Annotated in this window: 17 protein-coding genes, 1 tRNA gene and 2 pseudogenes; 15 read left to right on the top strand and 5 right to left on the bottom strand. The window is 71.2% G+C overall.

Translation table 11 applies throughout. The features are described from left to right. Positions 1-55: 55 nt before the first annotated feature. From ACFWSK_RS19740 to ACFWSK_RS19775, 8 genes are read left to right on the top strand one after another with little or no spacing between them, the layout of a single operon-like run. Positions 56-1174, top strand: coding sequence for an inositol-3-phosphate synthase (locus tag ACFWSK_RS19740; RefSeq protein WP_383787658.1), 1119 nt, complete (start codon positions 56-58; stop codon positions 1172-1174). Further along, positions 1171-2409 carry an SCO3242 family prenyltransferase gene (locus ACFWSK_RS19745; RefSeq protein WP_383787661.1) on the top strand — a complete coding sequence of 413 codons (1239 nt, stop codon included), beginning with the start codon at positions 1171-1173 and terminating at the stop codon, positions 2407-2409. Before ACFWSK_RS19740 ends, ACFWSK_RS19745 begins: the two co-directional genes overlap by 4 nt. Then, a complete protein-coding gene (locus ACFWSK_RS19750; RefSeq protein ID WP_383787664.1) occupies positions 2406-3266 on the top strand; it encodes a sugar phosphate isomerase/epimerase family protein in 861 nt (286 codons plus the stop codon). The genes ACFWSK_RS19745 and ACFWSK_RS19750 overlap by 4 nt, the downstream gene beginning before the upstream one ends. Before the next feature lie 21 nt (positions 3267-3287). Further along, positions 3288-3959, top strand: a complete 672-nt coding sequence (locus ACFWSK_RS19755) for an EboA domain-containing protein (protein ID WP_383787667.1) — start codon at positions 3288-3290, stop codon at positions 3957-3959. Next, entirely contained in the window at positions 3959-4807 is an 849-nt protein-coding gene (locus ACFWSK_RS19760) for a TatD family hydrolase (RefSeq protein WP_383787670.1), read from the top strand. The genes ACFWSK_RS19755 and ACFWSK_RS19760 overlap by 1 nt, the downstream gene beginning before the upstream one ends. A 4-nt stretch (positions 4808-4811) precedes the next feature. Continuing rightward, on the top strand, positions 4812-5987 hold the full coding sequence (gene eboE, locus ACFWSK_RS19765; RefSeq protein WP_383787672.1) for a metabolite traffic protein EboE: 1176 nt from the start codon (positions 4812-4814) through the stop codon (positions 5985-5987). Beyond that, entirely contained in the window at positions 5984-7399 is a 1416-nt protein-coding gene (locus tag ACFWSK_RS19770) for an alkaline phosphatase family protein (protein WP_383787675.1), read from the top strand. The genes eboE and ACFWSK_RS19770 overlap by 4 nt, the downstream gene beginning before the upstream one ends. Positions 7400-7435: 36 nt before the next feature. Next, entirely contained in the window at positions 7436-8455 is a 1020-nt protein-coding gene (locus ACFWSK_RS19775) for a TIM barrel protein (RefSeq protein ID WP_383787678.1), read from the top strand. 66 nt (positions 8456-8521) lie between these two features. Here ACFWSK_RS19775 and ACFWSK_RS19780 read toward each other — a convergent pair. The 3 genes and pseudogenes from ACFWSK_RS19780 to ACFWSK_RS19790 form a co-directional block, all read right to left on the bottom strand. Next, positions 8522-8727, bottom strand: a pseudogene (locus ACFWSK_RS19780) (MFS transporter); the annotation flags it as partial. A 2-nt stretch (positions 8728-8729) separates the two neighbouring features. After that, positions 8730-8912 (bottom strand): annotated as a pseudogene (locus tag ACFWSK_RS19785) (acetyl CoA synthetase); the annotation flags it as partial. 168 nt (positions 8913-9080) lie between these two features. Continuing rightward, positions 9081-10385 (bottom strand): DUF2254 domain-containing protein, encoded by a 1305-nt coding sequence (locus ACFWSK_RS19790; protein ID WP_383787681.1) that lies wholly within the window; start codon positions 10383-10385, stop codon positions 9081-9083. Between the two features lie 212 nt (positions 10386-10597). Here ACFWSK_RS19790 and ACFWSK_RS19795 point away from each other — a divergent pair. Further along, positions 10598-10685: transfer RNA gene (locus ACFWSK_RS19795), tRNA-Leu, on the top strand. A gap of 152 nt (positions 10686-10837) precedes the next feature. Here the strand turns inward: ACFWSK_RS19795 and ACFWSK_RS19800 are convergent. Together ACFWSK_RS19800 and ACFWSK_RS19805 are read right to left on the bottom strand one after the other, a co-directional pair. Continuing rightward, entirely contained in the window at positions 10838-12514 is a 1677-nt protein-coding gene (locus ACFWSK_RS19800) for a hypothetical protein (protein ID WP_383787684.1), read from the bottom strand. A gap of 207 nt (positions 12515-12721) precedes the next feature. After that, the gene (locus ACFWSK_RS19805) at positions 12722-13186 is read right to left on the bottom strand and encodes a MarR family winged helix-turn-helix transcriptional regulator (protein WP_383787687.1); all 465 of its coding nucleotides are present in this window, start codon (positions 13184-13186) and stop codon (positions 12722-12724) included. Positions 13187-13339: 153 nt separating this feature from the next. Between ACFWSK_RS19805 and ACFWSK_RS19810 the strand changes: the two genes are divergently transcribed. From ACFWSK_RS19810 to rbsD, 6 genes are all read left to right on the top strand, one after another. After that, a complete protein-coding gene (locus tag ACFWSK_RS19810; RefSeq protein WP_383787690.1) occupies positions 13340-14794 on the top strand; it encodes an MFS transporter in 1455 nt (484 codons plus the stop codon). Positions 14795-15342: 548 nt separating this feature from the next. Next, positions 15343-16359 (top strand): LacI family DNA-binding transcriptional regulator, encoded by a 1017-nt coding sequence (locus ACFWSK_RS19815; RefSeq protein ID WP_383787693.1) that lies wholly within the window; start codon positions 15343-15345, stop codon positions 16357-16359. After that, complete coding sequence (locus tag ACFWSK_RS19820; RefSeq protein ID WP_383787696.1) at positions 16356-17897, top strand: sugar ABC transporter ATP-binding protein; 1542 nt, start codon at positions 16356-16358, stop codon at positions 17895-17897. Before ACFWSK_RS19815 ends, ACFWSK_RS19820 begins: the two co-directional genes overlap by 4 nt. Next, on the top strand, positions 17887-19848 hold the full coding sequence (locus ACFWSK_RS19825) for a substrate-binding domain-containing protein (protein WP_383787699.1): 1962 nt from the start codon (positions 17887-17889) through the stop codon (positions 19846-19848). Before ACFWSK_RS19820 ends, ACFWSK_RS19825 begins: the two co-directional genes overlap by 11 nt. A gap of 45 nt (positions 19849-19893) precedes the next feature. Beyond that, positions 19894-20814 carry a ribokinase gene (locus tag ACFWSK_RS19830; protein WP_383787702.1) on the top strand — a complete coding sequence of 307 codons (921 nt, stop codon included), beginning with the start codon at positions 19894-19896 and terminating at the stop codon, positions 20812-20814. Continuing rightward, the gene (gene rbsD / locus ACFWSK_RS19835; RefSeq protein ID WP_383787705.1) at positions 20811-21200 is read left to right on the top strand and encodes a D-ribose pyranase; all 390 of its coding nucleotides are present in this window, start codon (positions 20811-20813) and stop codon (positions 21198-21200) included. Before ACFWSK_RS19830 ends, rbsD begins: the two co-directional genes overlap by 4 nt. Positions 21201-21207: the final 7 nt, after the last annotated feature.

Raw genomic sequence — 21207 nt, forward strand, 5'->3', positions numbered from 1 at the left:
GTCCCAGCTCCACCGTGCTCCACCCCGTCAGGAGCCCCAGCCAGGGAGTCAGCCCGTGACCGCACAAGCCGTCCGTACCGGAGTCTGGTTCATCGGAGCACGCGGCTCCGTCGCCACCACCGCCACCGCGGGGTGCGCCGCCATCGCGGCCGGGCTCCACCCGGCGACCGGCATGGTCACCGAGACGCCCCCCTTCGCCGACAGCGGACTGCCCCCGCTGAACTCCCTGGTCTTCGGCGGCCACGACACCATCGACTGCCCCCTGCCGAAACGGGCCGAGGCACTCGCCGCCGGGGAGGTCCTGCCGTACGGTCTGCCGTCGGCGGTGCGCGCCGAACTCACGGCGGCCGACGCGGAGATACGGACCGGCGGCCCCCTCCCCGGGGACACGCGCACCGACGAACAGCTCATCACCGCGTTCGCCGCGGACCTCGCCGACTTCGCCCGGCGCCACGACCTGGCGCGCACGGTCGTGATCAACGTCGCCTCCACGGAGCCCCTGCCGCAGGAGGGCGAGGCCCGCCTCCCCGCCAGCTCCCTCTACGCGGCGGCGGCGCTGCGGGCCGGCTGCTCCTACGCCAACTTCACCCCGTCCACGGGCCTGCGCACCCCGGCCCTCCAGGACGCCGTCGACGCCTGCGGACTTCCCCACGCGGGCCGCGACGGCAAGACAGGCCAGACGCTGCTCCGTTCCGTCCTCGCCCCGATGTTCGTGCAACGCGCCCTGCCCGTACGGGCCTGGTCGGGCACCAACCTCCTGGGCGGCGGGGACGGAGCGGCGCTGGCCGACCCGGCGGCGGCAGCGGCCAAGAACGCCGGCAAGGAACGCGTGCTCGCCGACACCCTGGGTACCGCTCCCGAGGGCGAGGTGCACATCGACGACGTGCCGGCGATGGGCGACTGGAAGACGGCGTGGGACCACATCGCCTTCGACGGCTTCCTCGGCTCGCGCATGATCCTCCAGACGATCTGGCAGGGCTGCGACTCGGCGCTGGCCGCCCCCCTGGTCCTCGACCTGGCCCGGCTGCTGGCCCGCGCCCACGAGAACGGCCTCACCGGCCCGCGCCCCGAACTGGGTTTCTACTTCAAGGACCCGGACGGCGGACCGGCCGCCCTCTCCGAGCAGTACGCGGCGCTGCTGGCCTTCGGCGAGCGGCTGCGGGGCGAGCGATGAGGCTCAGCCGCTGGGGCGGCGCGGCCGGCCTGCTGCCGGCCCTGACAGCCGTGGGCGCTGCCCGTGGCGCTCGCGCCGCGCGGTCCGGCTCCGTGCCGGAGACCGCCGCGGCCACAGACGGCCTGTCCGGTGCGGGTGGGACTGCGCCCGCACCGGATAGGCCCCCCACCCCGAACGGCCGGGGCGGTGCCGGGCCCGGCCCGGCCGGGTTCCGCGAACGGGCGGGCGCGTGGGCGGAGCTGCTGAGGGTGTCGGCCCTCTTCACCGTGCCGGGTGACGCCCTGGCCGGAGCAGCCGCGATGGGCCGCAGGCCCGGCCGGGGCACCGCACTGGCCGTCGCCGCCTCCCTGTGCCTGTACGAGGCGGGGATGGCGCTCAACGACTGGGCGGACCGCGAGGAGGACGCCGTGGACCGCCCGCACCGTCCGATTCCCTCCGGCCGCGTCGCCCCCGGTGCGGCTCTCGCCGCGGCGGGCGCGCTGACAGCGGCGGGCCTGGCCCTGGCCGCACGAGCCGGCCGTCCCTCGTTCGTGGTGGCCTCGGGTCTCGCGGCCACGGTGTGGTCCTACGACCTGTACCTGAAGCACACAGGAGCTGGCCCGGCCGCCATGGCGACGGCCCGCTCCCTGGACCTGCTCCTGGGCGCGACAGCGACTGCGACGGCGGCAGCAGCGCCTGCGCCTGCGCCTGCGACGAGGGTGCCGGTGTCGACGGGAACGCGAGCGGCCCCCATCACCCCGCCCGCACACCCGTCCCCGTCCCCGCTCACCGCGCTCCCCGCCGCCGTGCTCCTCGGCGCGCACACCTACGCCGTCACCGTCGTATCCCGGCACGAGGCGCACGGCGGCTCAACCGTCGCGCCGCTCGCCGCGCTCACCGCGACCGTGGCGCTCGGCGCCACCGTCGCGAGCGCGCCCAGGCGACCCCGGGGCTTCGGCCCGGACCCGGAGCCGCCTCCCCGGCGCGCGCCAGGGGGTCCCGTCGGCGCCCCCGCCCGCCTCCTCCTCACCGCCTTCGCCGGCGCCTACCTCCGTACCGCCGGGCGCCCCCAACTCCACGCCGCGCTCAACCCGTCCCCGCCCCTCACACAACGCGCCGTCGGCGGCGGCATCCGCGCCATGATCCCGCTCCAGGCCGCTCTCGCCGCCCGCGCCGGAGCGCCCGTCACCGGGCTGGTCCTCATGGGGCTCGTCCCCCTGGCGCGCAAGCTCGCACGGAAGGTGAGCCCGACATGACGCTCCACTTCGGTTACGGCACCAACGGGCTCACCGACCTCCGGCTCGACGACGCCCTCGGGCTGCTCGCCGACCTCGGGTACGAGGGCGTCGGGCTGACCCTCGACCACATGCACCTCGACCCCCTCGCCCCCGACCTGGCCACCCGCACCCGGCACGTGGCGCGGCGGCTCGGCGACCTCGGACTCGGCGTGACCATCGAGACCGGCGCCCGCTACGTCCTCGACCCGCGCCGCAAGCACGGCCCGTCGCTGCTCGACCCGGACCCCGAAGCCCGGGCGGCCCGTACCGCCCTGCTCGTCAGTGCCGTCGACATCGCCGCGGATCTCGGTGCGCACGCCGTGCACTGCTTCAGCGGCATCACCCCGCCGGGGCCCGGGGACGGGGCCACGGCCACCGTCGCCTGGCAGCGGCTCGCCGACGCGCTCACCCCCGTCCTCGACGCCGCGACCCGCACCGGAGTACCGCTCGCCATCGAGCCCGAGCCCGGTCATCTCCTCGCCACTCTGGCCGACTTCCACCACCTCCGTGCTCTTCTCGGCGACCCGGAGCCGCTCGGGCTCACCCTCGACATCGGCCACTGCCAGTGCCTGGAGCCCGCCTCGCCCGTCGACTGCGTGAAAGAAGCCGCACCCTGGCTGCGCCACGTCCAGATCGAGGACATGCGCCGGGGGGTGCACGAACACCTGCCCTTCGGTGACGGCGAGATCGACTTCCCGCCCGTCCTCGAAGCGCTCGCCGAAGCGGACTACCGCGGCCTCACCGTCGTCGAACTGCCCCGCCACTCGCACGCCGGTCCCGAGCTCGCCCGCACCTCGATCGAGTTCCTGCGCAAGCACAGTCCGTCGAGCCGCTGACCCGCCGAAGGGAGCAACGCCATGCCGATGACCCCGCTGCTGACCCGCAAGGAGCTCGACGCACAGCTCGGCGGAGCCGCACGTGCCTGGTTGGACGAAGCCCTCGCCGAAGCCGAGCACGCAGCCGAGCACCCGGACCCCGAGCACCCGGACCCCGAGCACCCGAACGCCACGCACACCGCCGCGCCCCCGTGGGAGCTGCGGTACGCCGCCGCCGGCCGGTACTGCGGACTCGACCACGCCGACTCCGTACGCGTCCTGCTGCTCCTGGAGGCCCGGGCCGGGCTGCCCGCCCTGACCAGGATCTACGAACAGGGCACCGCGGCCGAACGGCGCGCCGTACTCCGCGCCCTGCACCGGCTGGACATCGGCTCCGCCGCCCTGCCGCTCGTCGAGGACGCCCTGCGCACCAACGACACCCGGCTCGTCGCGGCCGCCGTCGGCCCGTACGCCGCCGCGCACCTCGACGCGCACCAGTGGCGCCACGCCATTCTCAAGTGTCTCTTCACCGGCGTCCCCGTGGACTGCGTCGACGCACTGGCCGGCCGGTCGCGGGGCGACGCGGAACTCGCCCGCATGCTCGGCGACTTCGCGGCCGAGCGCACCGCGGCCGGACGGAACGTCCCCGCCGACCTCGCGCACGTACTCGGCTTCACCGCTCCCGCCCCCACGGTCCCCCCGGAGGAGTCCTGATGCGCATCTTCGACCCCCACATCCATATGACCTCCCGCACCACGGACGACTACCGGGCGATGTACGACGCGGGTGTCCGCGCCCTCGTCGAACCCTCCTTCTGGCTCGGCCAGCCCCGTACCTCGCCCGCCAGCTTCTTCGACTACTTCGACGCCCTGCTCGGCTGGGAGCCCTTCCGTGCCTCCCAGTACGGCATAGCCCACCACTGCACGCTCGCCCTCAACCCCAAGGAGGCGAACGACCCCCGCTGTGTCCCCGTCCTCGACGCGCTGCCCCGCTACCTCGTCAAGGACTCGGTCGTCGCCGTCGGCGAGATCGGCTACGACTCCATGACCCCGGCCGAGGACATCGCCCTGGCCACGCAGCTCCAGCTCGCCGCGGACCACGGCCTGCCCGCCCTCGTCCACACCCCGCACCGCGACAAGCTCGCCGGTCTGCACCGCACCATCGACGTCATCCGTGAATCCCACCTCCCCCCGGAGCGGGTGCTGCTCGATCACCTCAACGAGACGACAGTGAAGGACGCCATTGACAGTGGCTGCTGGGCCGGTTTCTCCATCTACCCGGACACCAAGATGGACGAGGACCGCATGGTCACGATCCTGCGGACGTACGGAACCGAGAAGATCCTCGTCAACTCGGCCGCCGACTGGGGCCGGAGCGACCCGCTGAAGACCCGCAAGGTGGGCGACGCGATGCTGAAGGCCGGCTTCACCGAGGACGACGTCGACCAGGTCCTCTGGCGCAACCCCGTCGCCTTCTACGGGCAGAGCGGCCGGCTCCAGCTCGACATCGCCGCCCCCGACCCCCTGCACGAGGGGAACTCCATCCTGCGCGGCGGGGAGTGAGGCGATGCGCTTCCGCCACCCCGACGGCTCCACCGTCCACCTCTCGTACTGCACCAACGTGCACCCCGCGGAGACCCTCGGCGGTGTGCGGGCGCAACTGCGCGACCACTGCGAACCGGTACGCAGACGTCTCGGCCGTGACCGGCTGGGCATCGGCCTGTGGCTCGCCAGGGACGCCGCCCGCACCCTGATCAACGACCCCGCCGAACTGCGCTCCCTGCGCGCCGAACTGGACCGCCGCGGACTGGAGGTCGTCACGCTCAACGGCTTCCCGTACGCGGGATTCGGCGCCGAAGAGGTCAAGTACCGCGTCTACCGGCCGGACTGGACCGATCCCGAGCGCCTCGCCCACACCACGGACCTCGCCAGGCTGCTCGCCGCCATGCTCCCCGACGATGTCACCGAAGGCAGCATCTCCACCCTGCCGATCGCCTGGCGCACCCCGTACGACGGCGACCCCGACGCTGCCCGCACCGCCCGCGCCGCCCTCACCACCCTCGCCCAACGCCTCGACGCCCTCGCCGAGCTGACCGGAAAGTCCATCCGGATCGGTCTCGAACCCGAACCGGGCTGCACCGTCGAGACCACCGCCGACGCCATCGCCCCGCTCACCGCGATCGGCCACGACCGCATCGGCATCTGCATCGACACGTGCCACCTCGCCACGTCCTTCGAGGACCCGGACACCGCGCTCGACGCCCTCGCCGGGGCCGGGGTCCTCGTCGCCAAGGCCCAGCTCTCCGCTGCCCTGCACGCCGAACACCCGCATCTGCCCGACGTGCGCACCGCCCTCGCCGCCTTCGCCGAACCCCGCTTCCTGCACCAGACCCGGATGAACTCCGCCACGGGCCTGCGCGGCACCGACGACCTCGACGAGGCGCTCAACGGCCACGCCCTGCCCGACAGCACCCCGTGGCGCTCCCACTTCCACGTACCGCTGCACGCCCCTCCGGCGCCCCCGCTCACCTCCACCCTCCCGGTACTCGCGTCCACGCTGACCCGGCTCGTCGGAGGCCCCCGGCCCCTGACCCGGCACCTGGAGGTCGAGACGTACACCTGGCAGGCGCTGCCGGCCGAGCTGCGCCCCCGTACCCGCACCCAGCTCGCCGACGGCATCGCCGCCGAACTCACCCTCGCCCGCGATCTCCTGGTCGACCTCGGGCTCAAGGAGCTCCCGTGACCGCACCCGAAGCAGTGACCGACGCAGGCCCCACCCCCACCCCGACGCCCCTCCTCGTCCTCGACGTCGTCGGGCTCACCCCGCAGCTCCTCGATCACATGCCCCACCTCAAGGCCATGGCCGGCAGCGGCGCCCAGGCACCGCTCACCACCGTGCTCCCCGCCGTCACCTGCGCCGCCCAGTCCACCTTCCTCACGGGCACGACCCCCGCCGAGCACGGGATCGTCGCCAACGGCTGGTACTTCCGCGAGCTGGGCGACGTCCTCCTGTGGCGCCAGCACAACGGCCTCGTCGCGGGCGACAAACTGTGGGACGCGGCCCGTCGCGCCCACCCCGGCTACACCGTCGCCAACATCTGCTGGTGGTACGCCATGGGCGCGGACACCGACTTCACGGTCACCCCGCGCCCCGTGTACTACGCCGACGGCCGCAAGGAACCCGACTGCTACACCCGGCCGCCCGCCCTGCACGACGAGCTCACCGAGAAGCTCGGCACCTTCCCGCTCTTCCACTTCTGGGGCCCGGGCGCCGACCTGGTCTCCTCCCGGTGGATCATCGACGCGACCCGGCACATCCTCGCCACCCGCGCCCCCGACCTGGCCCTCTGCTACCTGCCGCACCTCGACTACGACCTCCAGCGCTACGGCCCCGACGACCCGCGCTCCCACCGGGCGGCGACCGAACTCGACCGGGCCGTCGCGCCCCTGCTCGAGGACGCCCGCCTCCAGGGACGCACCGTCGTGGCGCTCTCCGAGTACGGGATCACCCGCGTCGAGCGGCCCGTCGACATCAACCGCGCCCTGCGCCGTGCCGGCCTGCTGGAGGTCCACACCCAGGACGGCATGGAGTACCTCGACCCGATGGCCTCCCGCGCCTTCGCCGTCGCCGACCACCAGATCGCGCACGTCTACGTACGCCGCCCCGAGGACCTCGAAGCCACCCGGGAGGCACTAGCGGGGCTGCCCGGCATCGAGCAGCTCCTCGACGACGAGGGCAAGAAGGCCCACCACCTCGACCACCCCCGCTCCGGGGAGCTGGTCGCCGTCGCGGAGCCGGACGCCTGGTTCACGTACTACTACTGGCTCGACGACGACCGCGCCCCCGACTTCGCCCAGCTGGTCGAGATCCACCGGAAGCCGGGCTACGACCCCGTCGAGCTCTTCATGGACCCCCAGGACCCCTACGTCCGGGTCAAGGCCGCCGGCGCCGTCGCCCGGAAGAAGCTCGGCATGCGCTACCGCATGGCCGTCGTCCCGCTCGACCCCTCACCCATCCGCGGCAGCCACGGCCGCCTGCCCACGAGCGACGAAGAAGGTCCGCTCATCCTCTGCTCCACCCCCCACGCGTTCACCGGCCGCGTCCAGGCCACCGAAGTGAAGTCCCTGCTCCTCCGGCTTGCCGGACTGCACTAGCAACCCCCGCTCACTCATCGAGGGAGTCACCTGATCATGAGCCGCACCCCCAAGGACGCCGAACTCACGCGCAGACTCAGCCGCCGTAACGTTCTGGGCGTCGTCGCCGGAGCCACCGCCGCCACCCTCCTGGGCACCGCGACCGCCGAGGCCCACGGCAGGAACCGTGCCGTCCTGCCCCCCGGCCGCCTCGGCATCCAGCTCTACAGCCTCCGCGACAAGGTCTCCACGCTCGGCTTCGCACCGGTCTTCACAGAGCTGGAGAAGTACGGCTACGACGAGATCGAGTTCGCCGGGTACTCCCAGGGCTCGGCCGGCGCCATCACCCTCGCCCAGTTGAAGCGCCTCGCCCGGGACCACGGGCTGAACCCCATCGGCAGCCATGTCGGCTACTACGACAACAACAACCCCGGTGCCTACACCTTCGCCCAGAACCTCACCAAGGTCCTGGACGACGCCGAGGCCCTCGGCCTCAAGCACATCGGCACGGCATCGGGCCCCTTCCGCTACGGCTCGACCGTCGACGGCTGGAAGCGTGCCGCCGAGGATTTCAACACCTACGGAGCGGCGGCCCGCAAGCGCGGGATGAAGTTCTACCAGCACAACCACGCGGAGGAGTTCTCCTTCGCGACCGACCAGCCCGACGTACGCCTCTACGACGTCCTGCTCGCCGAGACCGACCCCGACCTGGTGTACCTGGAGATGGACATCTTCTGGGCCTACGCCGCGCAGTTCCGCTTCGGCAAGAAGGCGGACGGCACACCGGCCCCCTTCGACCCACTCGACTACGTGCTCAGGCAGCCCGACCGCTATCCGCTCTTCCACGTCAAGGACGGCATCCGGGACGACACGGCGCGCGACGGATACCGCATGTCGGACGTCGGCGACGGTGACATCGACTACAAGACGTTCCTCAGCCGTGTCACCGCGCGGACCCCCCGCGGCCGTGCCTACCACCACTGGCAGACCGAGCACGACAACCCGGTCGAGTCCTTCGCGTTCGCCCGCAAGTCCAGCGAGCACCTGCACTCGCTGCGGGAGAGGTGCGGCGAGTAGCCGCCCGGTCGCCGTGTGACGGCCCCGGGGCGCTTGTGAAGCTCCCCGGGGCCGGCCTCGGTCCGTCTCCCGGCTGATGGGCATCGGATTGGGCTCGACTGCCTTCTTCGGCCGGCCCGGTGCGGTGAGGAAGAGTGCGATGAACGCCGCGAACAGGGAGATCGAGCCCGCCAGCGTGAAGGCCCCGCTGTGGCCCCAGTTGTCCACCACGACCTTGCCCATGCCCGCTCCGTCATGGCCGCGAACATCGGGAAGATCGCGCCGCCGCCGAATAATTCCCCGCCGCGCCGAACGGCGGGATGAACGCCTTGAACGCCGCGTCCAGGTCCGGCGGGATCTCCATCAGCGACAGGCCGTTGTCCACGATCGCGTCCGAGAGGAGCACGCCCGAGCCGCCCGCCCCGGTGATGACGACGACGTTGTCGCCCTTCGGCGTCGGCAGGACCGGCAGCGCACGCGTGCCGCGACGAACTGTTCGGCGGTTTCGGCGCCTCCTGGCGCGGCGCATTCGCGGGCGGCGAACTACTCGTCCGGGCCGTCACCGAAGGCCCTGGCACTGAACGGCTCCCGGGCAACTTCCCGGACCACCACCTCATGCCGTAACCCCCGTTCCCCACCTGCCCCCTCAGCCGATCCCCTGATGGTCCGGGAACAACGCGAACTCCCGCTCCGCCGCCTCCGGCACCGTGCGCTCCACCGACTGCACCAGGAGCGCACGGTGTCTGACCAGCGGCTTCCTACGCTCCTCGGGGGCCAGCAGCATCAGATCCCCGATCCCGGCCAGCAACCGCCGCGAAACCTGCGGACTGCCGACCGAGCACCAGCGGATCTCCTCGAAGGCGAGATCGACCAGATCCGTCCAGCCGGGCACGTCCTGAACGAGCCTGACCTCGCCCCGGCCGTCACGGTGATGCACGGTTCCCAGCGGCCGGTCCACCACCGCGGCGAGGAACTGCACGATCCGGTCCAGGCACTGCACGGCGGTCGTCGGATCGTTGACCGCCGCCGACAGGGCCCGCAGAGCGATGTCCGAAAGCTGCCGCAGCCCGAACGACAGATCCTGGTGCAGCGTGCGCTCGACCCCGACGGAGATCGTGTACCGCAAGGCGCGCCGGGGCGGCGCGGCTCCACCGTGGACGGCGAGCACCGGTGTGCCCGGCACCACGAAGTCCCCGATGCGCGGGATCAGCCGCAGTACGACGCCCTGGCGCCGAGCGGCCCGCACCAGCCGCGCCACGTTCACGTCCTGGAGGACCCCCGCCCGGCCCCAGTGCATGATCCGCGCCGTCTCGGCCGCGAGCGGAGCCCCCTCCGATGCTCCGACCGGCATCCGTCCGAGCACCCGGAACGAATGGCGGGTGATGTGGTCGACGACGGGCCCGACCTGCATGAGCCGCAGCGTGGAGCTCACGTAGGCGATGAACAGCAGCAGGCTCAGCCCGACCATCCCCAGCGTCAGCAGACTCTGCAGCAGGGGTACGGACGTGACCCGCCGGGGATCGGTCTCGCTCTCGTAGGAGGTCAGGACCAGCAACGAGAAGGAGAACGTCGCCAGGAACACCGTGAGCGTGAGCTTGCTGATCCGGCTCCGTACGAAGATCCGCACCACTCGGGGCGTCAACTGCCCGCTGGCCATCTGTACGGCCACCAGCGAGATGCTGAAGACCACACCGATGAAGGTCATCATCGCCGAGCTGATCGTGGTGACGATCGTCCGGGCATCCGCGGCGAACGAGATCAGCTCCCTGATCTCGTCGTACGCCCGCGCGTCCTGGAGGTGCCCGACGATCTCCGTATCAAGGGTGGACGCCACCCACCACAGCACGAAGGTGCTGAGCAGCCCCAGCGTCGGTGCGAACCAGAACGTGTCGCGCAGATGCTCACGCACGGGGGACAGCGGGCGGGGCCGCCGGTAGGCGCGATCACTCATGGACGCGAAGGTAGCCGGGACCACCCGCCGTACACGGCAGGCGACGGACCGTACGCGCGTCGGAACATAGGGGTACGCATCGGATGCGGAAGGACCTCCCCGTGTCCGCCGCGCGCCACTGACCACCGAAAACGCAGGTGAGGGGCACCCCAAACCCCTGGTATTGTTTTCTTTGTCGCCGCGGGGAAACAACCGCGAACGACAGACACCTTGTCCGGGTGGCGGAATGGCAGACGCGCTAGCTTGAGGTGCTAGTGCCCTTTATCGGGCGTGGGGGTTCAAGTCCCCCCTCGGACACCAGCAGGAGTGAAGACAACTCCCGGAGCGGATCTATCCGCTCCGGGAGTTGTTTTTTTGTGCCCGCACGGCCGCCGGGTCCGCACAGCCGTGCCCGGCGGGCCGGGCGCGCGCCTTCGTGCCGGCCTTCTTGACCGTCGATCGGCCGCTGCCGGCTACAGCAGCGGCTTCGTGCACACCGTGCTGGTGCCGTCGCTGATGCAGGCGCGTACCGACTGCCCGCTCGTCGCCTTCATGATCTTCTCGGCGGCCACCTTCGTGTACGTCCCTCCAGGCGCCTTGTCCTCCAGCCACACCGTCGTACCCGTGGCGGTCGTGTGGGCCCAGGCGTAGTAGTCGGAGACCGACCAGGACGGACGCGAGCCGCTGAGTGTGACCTTCTGTCCGCCGGGCAGTGCGGCCGTCGACCAGTCGGTGGCGACCGAAGCCCACTGCGTGACCGTCGAGGGCGCCACGCCCTCGCAGATCTCGCCGGGGGCGCAGGGGCCCATGGTTCCTTCCTTGTCGGTCATGTAGAGGTTGTTGCCCTGGTGGGTGGCGAACGCCCACGTCCTGCCGTCCACGACGAGCCCGGCGATCTCCTTGCCGCCCAGCGGGTCCAGGGCGATCATCTTCGTCCTGCCCGTCGCCGTGAGCCGGGTCCCGGGCACGGGTACCGGCCGCTCGGGGCGCGAACCGATGGTGGCGTTGGTGTGGGTCATCAGGGTGGCGAAGACGCCCGTGCGACCCGTGGGCAGCTCGGCCTCGCCCCAGTAGTACATGTGGTGCGGGTCCCAGGCCGGACGGCCTTCCCAGATCTTCAGTCGGCCGCCCTGGTAGACGTTGGCGTCCTCGACGAGGCGCGGCTCGTAGTTCGGCATCCACTCGGTCACGGTCGACGAGTCGACGCCCGCACAGGGCAGCGTGGCGCAGGGTGCCTGGGTCGGAGCGGTCGTCGTGGCCTCCGGGTCCCGGGTGCACGCGGTGCCGCTGCTGTCGCTGACGCAGGCGCGCAGCTCGGGCAGCCACGAGTACGCGCGGGTCGATCCGGACGTGGTGCGCGAGGCACCTGCCGGCGTGAACTCGGTGTAGACCTCACCCCAGCGGCCCGCGCCCTGCCACGCTTCCAGCCAGAACCTGCCGCCGGAGCCCGCGAGTTGGCCCTCGGCCCAGCCGAGGTAGCTTCCCTGCTTCAGTCGCCCGTCGACCTTCTGGACGGAGGCGCCGGAGGGCAGTGCCACGCGGTCGAGGTCGGAGCGGTCCACGTACGACCAGTCGGATGCGGCGATCGCGGTCGGATCGGCTTCGGAACACCAGCCCGCGCACGGCCCGTTGGGTACCACCGTGGCCACGGTGGCGTTGACGCACCCCGTCTCCTTGCCGTCCGTGATGCACGCGCCGTTGGCGTACACGACCCCTGACCTGATCGTGTCGTACAGGAACATGCCGGTGGTGCCGGTGGTGTCGCGGTACGAACGGGGGTGTTCCAGCGACGTCCTGATATCGATGCCGTCACCGAGGTTCTCCTCGGTCCGCAGCCAGCCGCGCCCCTTCGTCGCTCCGGTGAGGGTCACCTCGGCCCATGAGTAGACCGTCCCCACGGTGTCCCAGGCCGGTTTGCCCGTGTACAGCCTGAGCCGTGATCCCGAGGCGAGGACGGCCTCCTTGACGAGCTTGGGCGCACCACCCGTCTGCCATGCCGTGACGCTCCCGGGGTCGGAGCCCTCGCACGGCAGCGCCGGACACGGCGCCGCCTGGGCGGCCGCCGCTTTCGCCGGAGGCGAGGCTCCGGCGGCCGTCGCCGTCGGAGCCGTCATCAGTGCGGAGGCGGTGACCGCCACGGCGACGGGCACACACCATGCCCATAACCGTCTCCACCGCCCTCCGCCCGTCGTGCCCCGTACATCCCCGTTTCGCATGCGATCTCCTCCGCCGAGTATCTCTGTCGGGCCGTGACGGAAGCGATGCAATGTGCCGTGACTCTTCCGCCTGTCTCTGCGGGGTCTTCGCGATGGGGAGGATGGCTCGTTACGCGCCATCCGTGGAAGGGCCGGGGCCGCTCAGGGGCGTGGCCAGGGGTGTCCGTCCAGCCGCTCGATGTCGCTGTTGAAACGGGTGAGGAAGCCGGCGAACGTGGCGACCTCCTCGGGCGTCCACGCCTCCAGGACCTTGTCCAGCCCCTGGGTGTACTCGGCGCGGTCGGCGTCGAGCCGGTGCTCGCCCTCCGCGGTGATGCTGAACTTACGGGCCATCCCGCCGTCCGGGTCCGCGATCCGCTCGACGACCCCGGCGCGCAGCATGGCGGCGGTCTGGCGGTTCAGCGTGGAGGCGTCCAGGCCGAAGGCATCGCTGAGCTGGCCGATGGACATCGGGCCGTCCATCTGGATGCGGCTCAGCAGGACGTAGGCGCTGCGGTCCAGGCGCCCGCCGGACTGCCGGGCGCGGGGGTTGAACAGGTGCGCATGCCGTCCGAGCAGCATGGTCTCGAATTCGATCAGATGAACGGGTTTGTTCACGCGAGGCATCCTTCGGCTCCTGGCTCGCTCCGGACGGGCTGCCCTCGCCAGCCCTGCCGCACATGATGCACGGTAATCGGAATATGCATGATGCATGCCATGTGTATAGTGCACACCTTGGTCGGCGACAGGCGATCCGAGAACAGCCGAGGGAGAAACACAGTGGTCAGCTCCAAGCCCGACGTGCGCCATGGGCGCGTCGTCGGGGTACTCGCCCTCGCGGGCATCGTGGCCGCGATCATGCAGACCCTGGTGGTCCCGCTGATCGGGGATCTCCCGAACCTGCTGGACACCAGCGCATCCAACGCCTCCTGGGTGATCACGGCCACGCTGCTGTCGGCCGCGGTCGCCACGCCCGTGGCCGGGCGGCTCGGCGACATGTACGGCAAGCGGCGCATGCTGCTCGTCTCCACCGTGCCGCTCGTCCTGGGCTCGGTCGTCTGCGCACTCGCCTCCTCCGTGGTGCCGATGATCGTCGGGCGCGGGTTGCAGGGCCTCGGGATGGGCGTGGTGCCGCTGGGCATCAGCCTCCTGCGCGACGTGCTGCCGGCCGAGCGGCTGGGTGCCTCCATCGCGCTGATGAGCGCGTCCATGGGTGTGGGAGGCGCACTCGGCCTGCCGTTCTCCGCGGCCGTCGCCGAGCACGCTAGCTGGCGTGTGCTGTTCTGGGTCGCCGCCGCACTGAGCGTTCTGGTCGCCGTTCTCGCCTGGCTGTTCGTGCCGGACGGGCGGGTCGGAACCGGCTCGGCACGCTTCGACGTACTGGGCGCCGTCGGCCTGGGCGGCGGGCTCGTCTCGCTGCTCCTCGCCGTGTCGAAGGGCTCCGACTGGGGCTGGACGAGCGGCACCACGCTCGGCCTTTTCGCCACCGCGGTCGTCGTCCTGGTGGCCTGGGCGTGGTGGGAACTGCGCAACAGTGAGCCGCTGGTCGACCTCCGGGTCGCCGGACGCCCGCAGGTGCTCATGACCAACGCGGCCTCGGTCCTGGTCGGCTTCGCGATGTACGCCCAGTCGCTGGTCGTGCCCCAGCTGCTCCAGCTGCCCGAGGCCACCGGCTACGGGCTGGGCCAGTCGATGATGGCCATGGGCCTGTGGATGGCCCCCGCGGGTCTGATGATGATGGTGCTGGCGCCGCTGGGCGCCACGCTCTCGGCGGCCCGCGGCCCCAAGGTCACCCTCGCCGTGGGAAGCCTGGTCATCGCCATCGGCTACGCGTCCTCGCTGCTGCTCCTCGGCTCGACCTGGGGCCTGCTCGTCGTGACCATCATCTGCAACGCGGGCGTCGGCCTGGCCTACGGGGCGATGCCGGCCCTGATCATGGGAGCGGTGCCGCCGGAGGAGACCGCGTCGGCCAACAGCTTCAACACGCTGATGCGCTCGATCGGCAGCTCGGTCTCGGCCGCCGTGATCGGAGTGGTCCTCGCCCAGATGACGACGGACTTCGGGGGATTCCTCCTGCCGTCCGAGGACGGCTTCCGTGCGGCGATGCTGATCGGCTGCGGTGTCGGCCTCACGGCAGCGGTCGTCGCCTCCCTCATCCCCGTACGCCCCGCCGCCGCGGCTTCCGAGCCGCGGGCCGCGACCGAGCCGCTTCCGGCGGCCGAGGTCAAGGCGTGACGTGACCGGCCGATGAGTCAGTCACCAGGAGGGCAGACGGCGGGCATCCGTGGATACGGCATGTGACCGCGGGAGTTGACCAGTCAGGCGGGGCCCGGCAGCAGCTGCGTGCCGGGCCCCGCCGGCGTTTCGAAGCGGGACGGGGAGGCCGTCGGCTCCGGCGAGTCCCGCGAAGCGGCCGGCGGCGCCCGTTACTGCGCCTGGTGCCCATCAACTCCCGTGATCTGAAGCGTACTTCCGGCTGAGGATGGCCCGAACTCGCCTTCCGCGGTTTGGGGTGCGGCCCGTGACCCGTTACGGACCTCCGTCAAGGCAACTCCTCGTAGCCGTCATCCTCCCGCTCTCCGTCATCCCGTTCCGCCTCGCGCCCTGGCTGCCCTCCGGCACCGCCAGGCAGCCCGGCCTCTTCGTCACGATCCGATCTCGGACGGTCGGAGAGGTCTTGTTTTCAGCCGTGTAATCGATTCCAATCATCCGTGTAATCGATTCCACGGCCATCGGCCGGTGGTTTCGAGGCTTACGGAAACCACAAGGAGGTGGTCCGGAAAATGGCGAGCATCAAAGATGTCGCGGCCCGGGCAGGAGTGTCTGTCGCCACGGTCTCCCGTGTCCTCAACAGCCATCCCTCCGTCAGCCCCGACGCGCGCAGACGCGTCCTCGCCGCAGTCGACGTCCTCGGCTACCGGCCCAATGCCGTGGCCAGATCGCTGCGCACCGATCAGACGCGCACCCTCGGCCTGGTCATCAGTGACGTACTCAATCCGTACTTCACCGAGCTGGCCCGCTTCGTCGAGGAGGAGGCCCGCGCGCACGGCTACAGCGTCATCATCGGAAACGCCGACGAGCGGCCCGAGCTGCAGGACCACCACGTCCGCACGCTGCTCGACCGCCGGATCGACGGACTTCTCGTCTCCCCGGCGGACGGCGGCACCCCGCTCATGCTGGACGTCGCGCGCGGCGGTACGCCGATGGTCTTCGTCGACCGCTGGATCCCGGGCGTCGATGTCCCCGTGGTGCGCGCCGACGGCCGCGAAGCCATCCGGGACCTGGTCGCCCACCTGCACCGCCTCGGCCATCGCCGGCTCGCGATCATCGCGGGCCCCGCCGCCACCACCACGGGCAACGAGCGCGTCGAAGCGTTCCGTGAGGCGCTGCGCGAGCACGGACTGGCGCTGCCCGACACCTACATCGGCCAGGGTGACTTCCAGGCCGACAGCGGCCGTCGCGCCACCGAGAGCTTCCTCGCACTTGCCGAACCGCCCGAGGTCGTGTTCGCCGCCGACAACCTGATGGCGCTCGGCGCGCTGGACGCGATCCGCGCACGCGGGCTGCGCGTCCCGCAGGACATCGGCCTCGCGGCGTTCGACGACATCCCGTGGTTCGTGCACACCGATCCGCCGATCACGGCGATCGCCCAGCCGACCGGCGAGCTGGGCCGCGCCGCCGTACGGGCGCTCGTCGACCTCATCGAGGGACGGTCCCCGCGGTCCGTCACCCTCCCCGCCCGCCTTGTCGTACGCAGCTCCTGCGACGAGCACGCTTCGAACCGGAGGAGCAAATTGTGAGCATCCCCGACGAGTTGCTGCGCATAGAAGGCGTACGCAAGTCCTTCCCCGGCGTCGTCGCGCTCGACAGCGTCGACTTCGACCTCCGACGCGGCGAAGTGCATGTCCTGCTCGGTGAGAACGGAGCGGGCAAGAGCACTCTCATCAAGATGCTCTCCGGTGCCCACCGCCCGGACAGCGGGCGGATCCTCGTCCAGGGGCGGGAGGTCCGCATCCACTCCGCGCAGGACGCCGAACGGCTCGGGATCGCTACCATCTACCAGGAGTTCAACCTGGTGCCCGACCTGACGGTCGCCGAGAACATCTTCCTCGGCCGGCAGCCGCGTCGCTTCGGGCTCATCGACCGCAGGCGGATGGAGGCGGACGCCGAGGAACTGCTCCGCCGGGTCGGCGTGCGGGTCTCTCCGAAGACCAAGGTGCGCGAACTGGGCATCGCCCGGCTCCAGATGGTGGAGATCGCCAAGGCCCTCAGCCTCGACGCGCGCGTCCTGATCATGGATGAGCCGACGGCCGTTCTCACCTCCGAGGAGGTCGAGAAGCTCTTCCGGATCGTGCGGCAGCTCCGCGAGGAGGGGGTGGGGATCGTCTTCATCACCCATCACCTCGAAGAGATCGCGGCGCTCGGCGACCGCGTCACCGTCCTGCGCGACGGCCGCAGCATCGACCAGGTGCCGGCCTCGACGCCGGAGGCGGAGCTCGTGCAGCTGATGGTGGGACGCAGCATCGAGCAGCAGTATCCGCGGGAACGTCCGAAGGCGGGGGAGCCCCTGCTCTCCGTCCGCGGACTGACCCGGAACGGCATCTTCCATGACGTCGGCTTCGAGGTCCGTGCGGGTGAGGTCGTCGGACTGGCGGGCCTCGTCGGCGCCGGGCGTACCGAAGTTGCCCGCGCCGTGTTCGGCGCCGACCCCTATGACGCCGGCACCGTCGACGTACTCGGCGAACGGCTGGCCAAGTACGACGTGACCGCCGCCATGAGCGCCGGGATCGGCCTCGTACCCGAGGACCGCAAGGGCCAGGGCCTGGTCCTCGACGCGTCCGTGCAGGAGAACCTCGGCCTGGTCACGCTGCGCTCGGCGAGCCGCTCGGGTCTCGTGGACCTCAAGGGGCAGCGCACCGCGGCAGCCCGGATCGCCGAACAGCTGGGCGTACGGATGGCCGGGCTCGGCCAGCATGTCCGCACCCTGTCCGGCGGCAACCAGCAGAAGGTCGTCATCGGCAAATGGCTGCTGGCCGACACCAAGGTGCTCATCCTCGACGAGCCGACCCGCGGCATCGACGTCGGTGCCAAGGTCGAGATCTACCAGCTCATCAATGAACTGACGGCCTCCGGGCACGGGGTCCTGATGATCTCCAGCGACCTGCCCGAGGTCCTCGGCATGAGCGACCGGGTGCTGGTCATGGCGCAGGGCCGCATCGCCGGTGAACTTCCCGCGCACGAAGCGACCCAGGACGCGGTCATGGCCCTCGCAGTCAGCGCTCCGACCCCCACGACCATCCCCGCAGTGAACGAAGTGGAGGGCCCCCGTGGCCACTGACACGCTCAAGAGCAACACGGGCGGGAGTGGCGCCGCGGTCCGAGCGGGCCGCCGCATCCTGCTCGACAACGGCGCGCTGAGCGCCCTCGTGGTCCTGGTGGTGGCGATGTCGCTGCTCTCCGGAGACTTCCTGACCACTCAGAACCTGCTGAACGTCGGTGTGCAGGCCGCCGTCACCGCGATCCTCGCGTTCGGCGTCACCTTCGTCATCGTCTCGGCGGGCATCGACCTGTCGGTCGGCTCCGTGGCCGCCCTCTCCGCGACCGTCCTGGCATGGTCGGCGACGTCCGAGGGGGTGCCCGTCTGGCTGGCGGTCATTCTCGCCGTCGCCACCGGCATCGCTTGCGGCTTCGTGAACGGCGCCCTCGTCTCGTACGGCAAACTGCCGCCGTTCATCGCGACGCTCGCCATGCTCTCGGTCGCTCGCGGCCTGTCCCTGGTCATCTCTCAGGGCAGCCCGATCGCTTTCCCCGACTCGGTCTCCGTACTCGGCGACACGCTCGGCGGCTGGCTGCCGGTCCCCGTCCTCGTGATGATCGCGATGGGACTCGTCACCGCGCTCATCCTGGCCCGCACCTACATCGGCCGCTCGATGTACGCGATCGGCGGCAACGAGGAGGCGGCCCGCCTCTCCGGCCTGCGCGTCAAGCGGCAGAAGCTCGTCATCTACGCCCTGTCCGGCCTCTTCGCCGCTGTCGCGGGCATCGTCCTGGCCTCCCGTCTCGTCTCCGCGCAGCCGCAGGCAGCACAGGGATACGAGCTCGACGCGATCGCCGCGGTCGTCATCGGCGGCGCGAGCCTGGCAGGCGGCGTCGGCAAGGCGTCCGGCACCCTGATCGGCGCGCTCATACTCGCCGTGCTGCGCAACGGCCTCAACCTGCTCTCGGTATCCGCCTTCTGGCAGCAGGTCGTCATCGGCGTCGTCATCGCACTCGCCGTACTCCTCGACACCCTGCGCCGCCGGGCCGGCTCCGGAGCCGCACCCGCGTCGGCGTCCGGTGCCCCGGGTCCGGGCCGGAAGGGGCCGGGGGCAGCCAAGCTCGCGGTCGGTGCCGTGTGCGTGGCGGCCGTCGTCGCCGCCGTGTCGTTCTTCAACTCCGGTACGTCCGGTGTGACCACCAAGGTGGGCATGTCGCTCTCCACCCTCAACAACCCCTTCTTCGTCCAGATGAAGGCGGGCGCACAGGCGGAGGCCAAGGCCGCCGGGATCGACCTCACCGTCACCGACGCGCAGAACGACGCGTCCCAGCAGGCCAACCAGCTCCAGAACTTCACGAGTTCGGGGATGAAGTCGATCATCGTCAACCCGGTGGACTCGGATGCGGTCGGCCCCGGGGTGCGGAGCGCGAACAAGGCGGACATCCCGGTGATCGCCGCGGACCGCGGCGTCAACAAGGCGGACACCGCGACCCTCGTCGCCTCGGACAACGTGGCCGGCGGCAGACTCGCCGCCAAGGCGCTGGCCGACAAGCTCGGCGGCAAGGGCAGCATCGTGATCCTCCAGGGGACCGCGGGCACCTCCGCCAGCCGCGAGCGCGGCGCGGGCTTCGCCGAGGGCATCAAGGCATACCCGGGCATCAAGGTCGTCGCACGACAGCCCGCGGACTTCGACCGCACCAAGGGGCTGGACGTCATGACCAACCTGCTCCAGTCCCACGCCGACGTCACCGGTGTGTTCGCCGAGAACGACGAGATGGCGCTCGGCGCGGTCAAGGCGCTCGGAAGCAAGGCCGGCACGTCCGTGACCGTCGTCGGCTTCGACGGGACTCCCGACGGTCTCAAGGCGGTCGAGGCAGGCACGCTGTACGCGTCCGTGGCTCAGCAGCCGAAGGAACTGGGCAGGATCGCCGTCCGCAACGCGGTCAGGGCCGCGCAGGGCAAGGAGGTCGACAGCATGGTGAAGGTACCGGTCAAGGTCGTCACCGAGAAGAACGTCGCCGACTTCTCCTGAGCGCCCCGCACTCCCGAACAGACCTGACCACGGAAAGCAGGAGAGATGCACGAGTACGACCACGGCCGGTACGACCTGTTGGTCGTGGGGTCGGCCAACGCCGACCTGGTGATCGGCGTCGAGCGCCGCCCCGCACCGGGCGAGACAGTGCTCGGCTCCGATCTGGCCGTCCACCCGGGCGGCAAGGGCGCGAACCAGGCGGTCGCCGCCGCCCGGCTGGGCGCCGGCGCCGCCCTGCTGGCCCGGGTCGGCGACGACGCCCACGGCAGGCTGCTGCTGGAATCACAGCGCGCGGCGGGCGTCGACACCGCCGGCGTCCTCGTCGGCGGGGCACCCACCGGGGTCGCGCTGATCACCGTGGACCCCTCGGGCGACAACAGCATCGTGGTGTCGCCCGGGGCCAACGCCCGGCTGACCCCGCAGGACATCCGGGCCGCCGGGTCCCTGCTGGCCGCGGCGCGGGTCGTCTCCGTACAACTGGAGATTCCCCTGGAGACCGTGGCCGAGGTGGCCCGTACGCTCGCGTCGGACACCCGGTTCGTGCTCAATCCCTCGCCGCCCGCACCCCTGCCCGATCAGGTGCTCGCGGTCTGCGATCCCCTGGTCGTGAACGAGCACGAGGCACTGTTCATCCTGGGCGACGCGGCGGGGCACACACCGGAGGACCGGGCGCGGGCCCTGCTCGCTCTCGGCCCGAGGTCGGTAGTGGTCACGCTGGGGGCGGCGGGCGCACTCGTCGCCGACAGCCGTACGGGTGAATTCGTACGCGTACCGAGTCCGAAGGTGGATGCCGTGGACACCACCGGGGCCGGTGACGCCTTCACCGCCGCGCTGGCCTGGCGGCTCGGTCAGGGCGAAGCATTGGTGGAGGCTGCGGAGTTCGCCGTAAGGGTGGGCGCAGCCGCGGTCACCCGCAAGGGCGCGCAGGATTCCTTCCCGACTGCCGACGAGGTCTCCGCGCTGTGAAGAAGTCAGGCATTCTCAACCGTCATCTGTCGGGCGCGCTGGCCGAGTTGGGCCACGGCGACGGAGTCCTGGTCTGTGACGTGGGGATGCCCATCCCGGACGGCCCCCGGGTCGTCGACCTGGCGTTCCGGGCCGGGACCCCGTCGTTCGCCGAGGTGCTCGACGGGCTGCTGGCCGAACTCGTGGTGGAGGGAGCGACGGCCGCGTACGAGGTACGGGAAGCCAACCCGGCGGCCGCACGGCTACTGGACGAACGGCTCCCGGACCTCGCTCTCGTTCCGCACGACGAGCTGAAGGCACTCTCCGCGGGTGCCCGGCTGGTGGTGCGGTCCGGGGAGGCCAGGCCCTATGCGAATGTGCTGCTGCGCTGCGGGGTCTTCTTCTGACGCCGCT

The sequence above is a fragment of the Streptomyces sp. NPDC058620 genome (assembly GCF_042717135.1).
Taxonomy (GTDB): Bacteria; Actinomycetota; Actinomycetes; order Streptomycetales; family Streptomycetaceae; genus Streptomyces.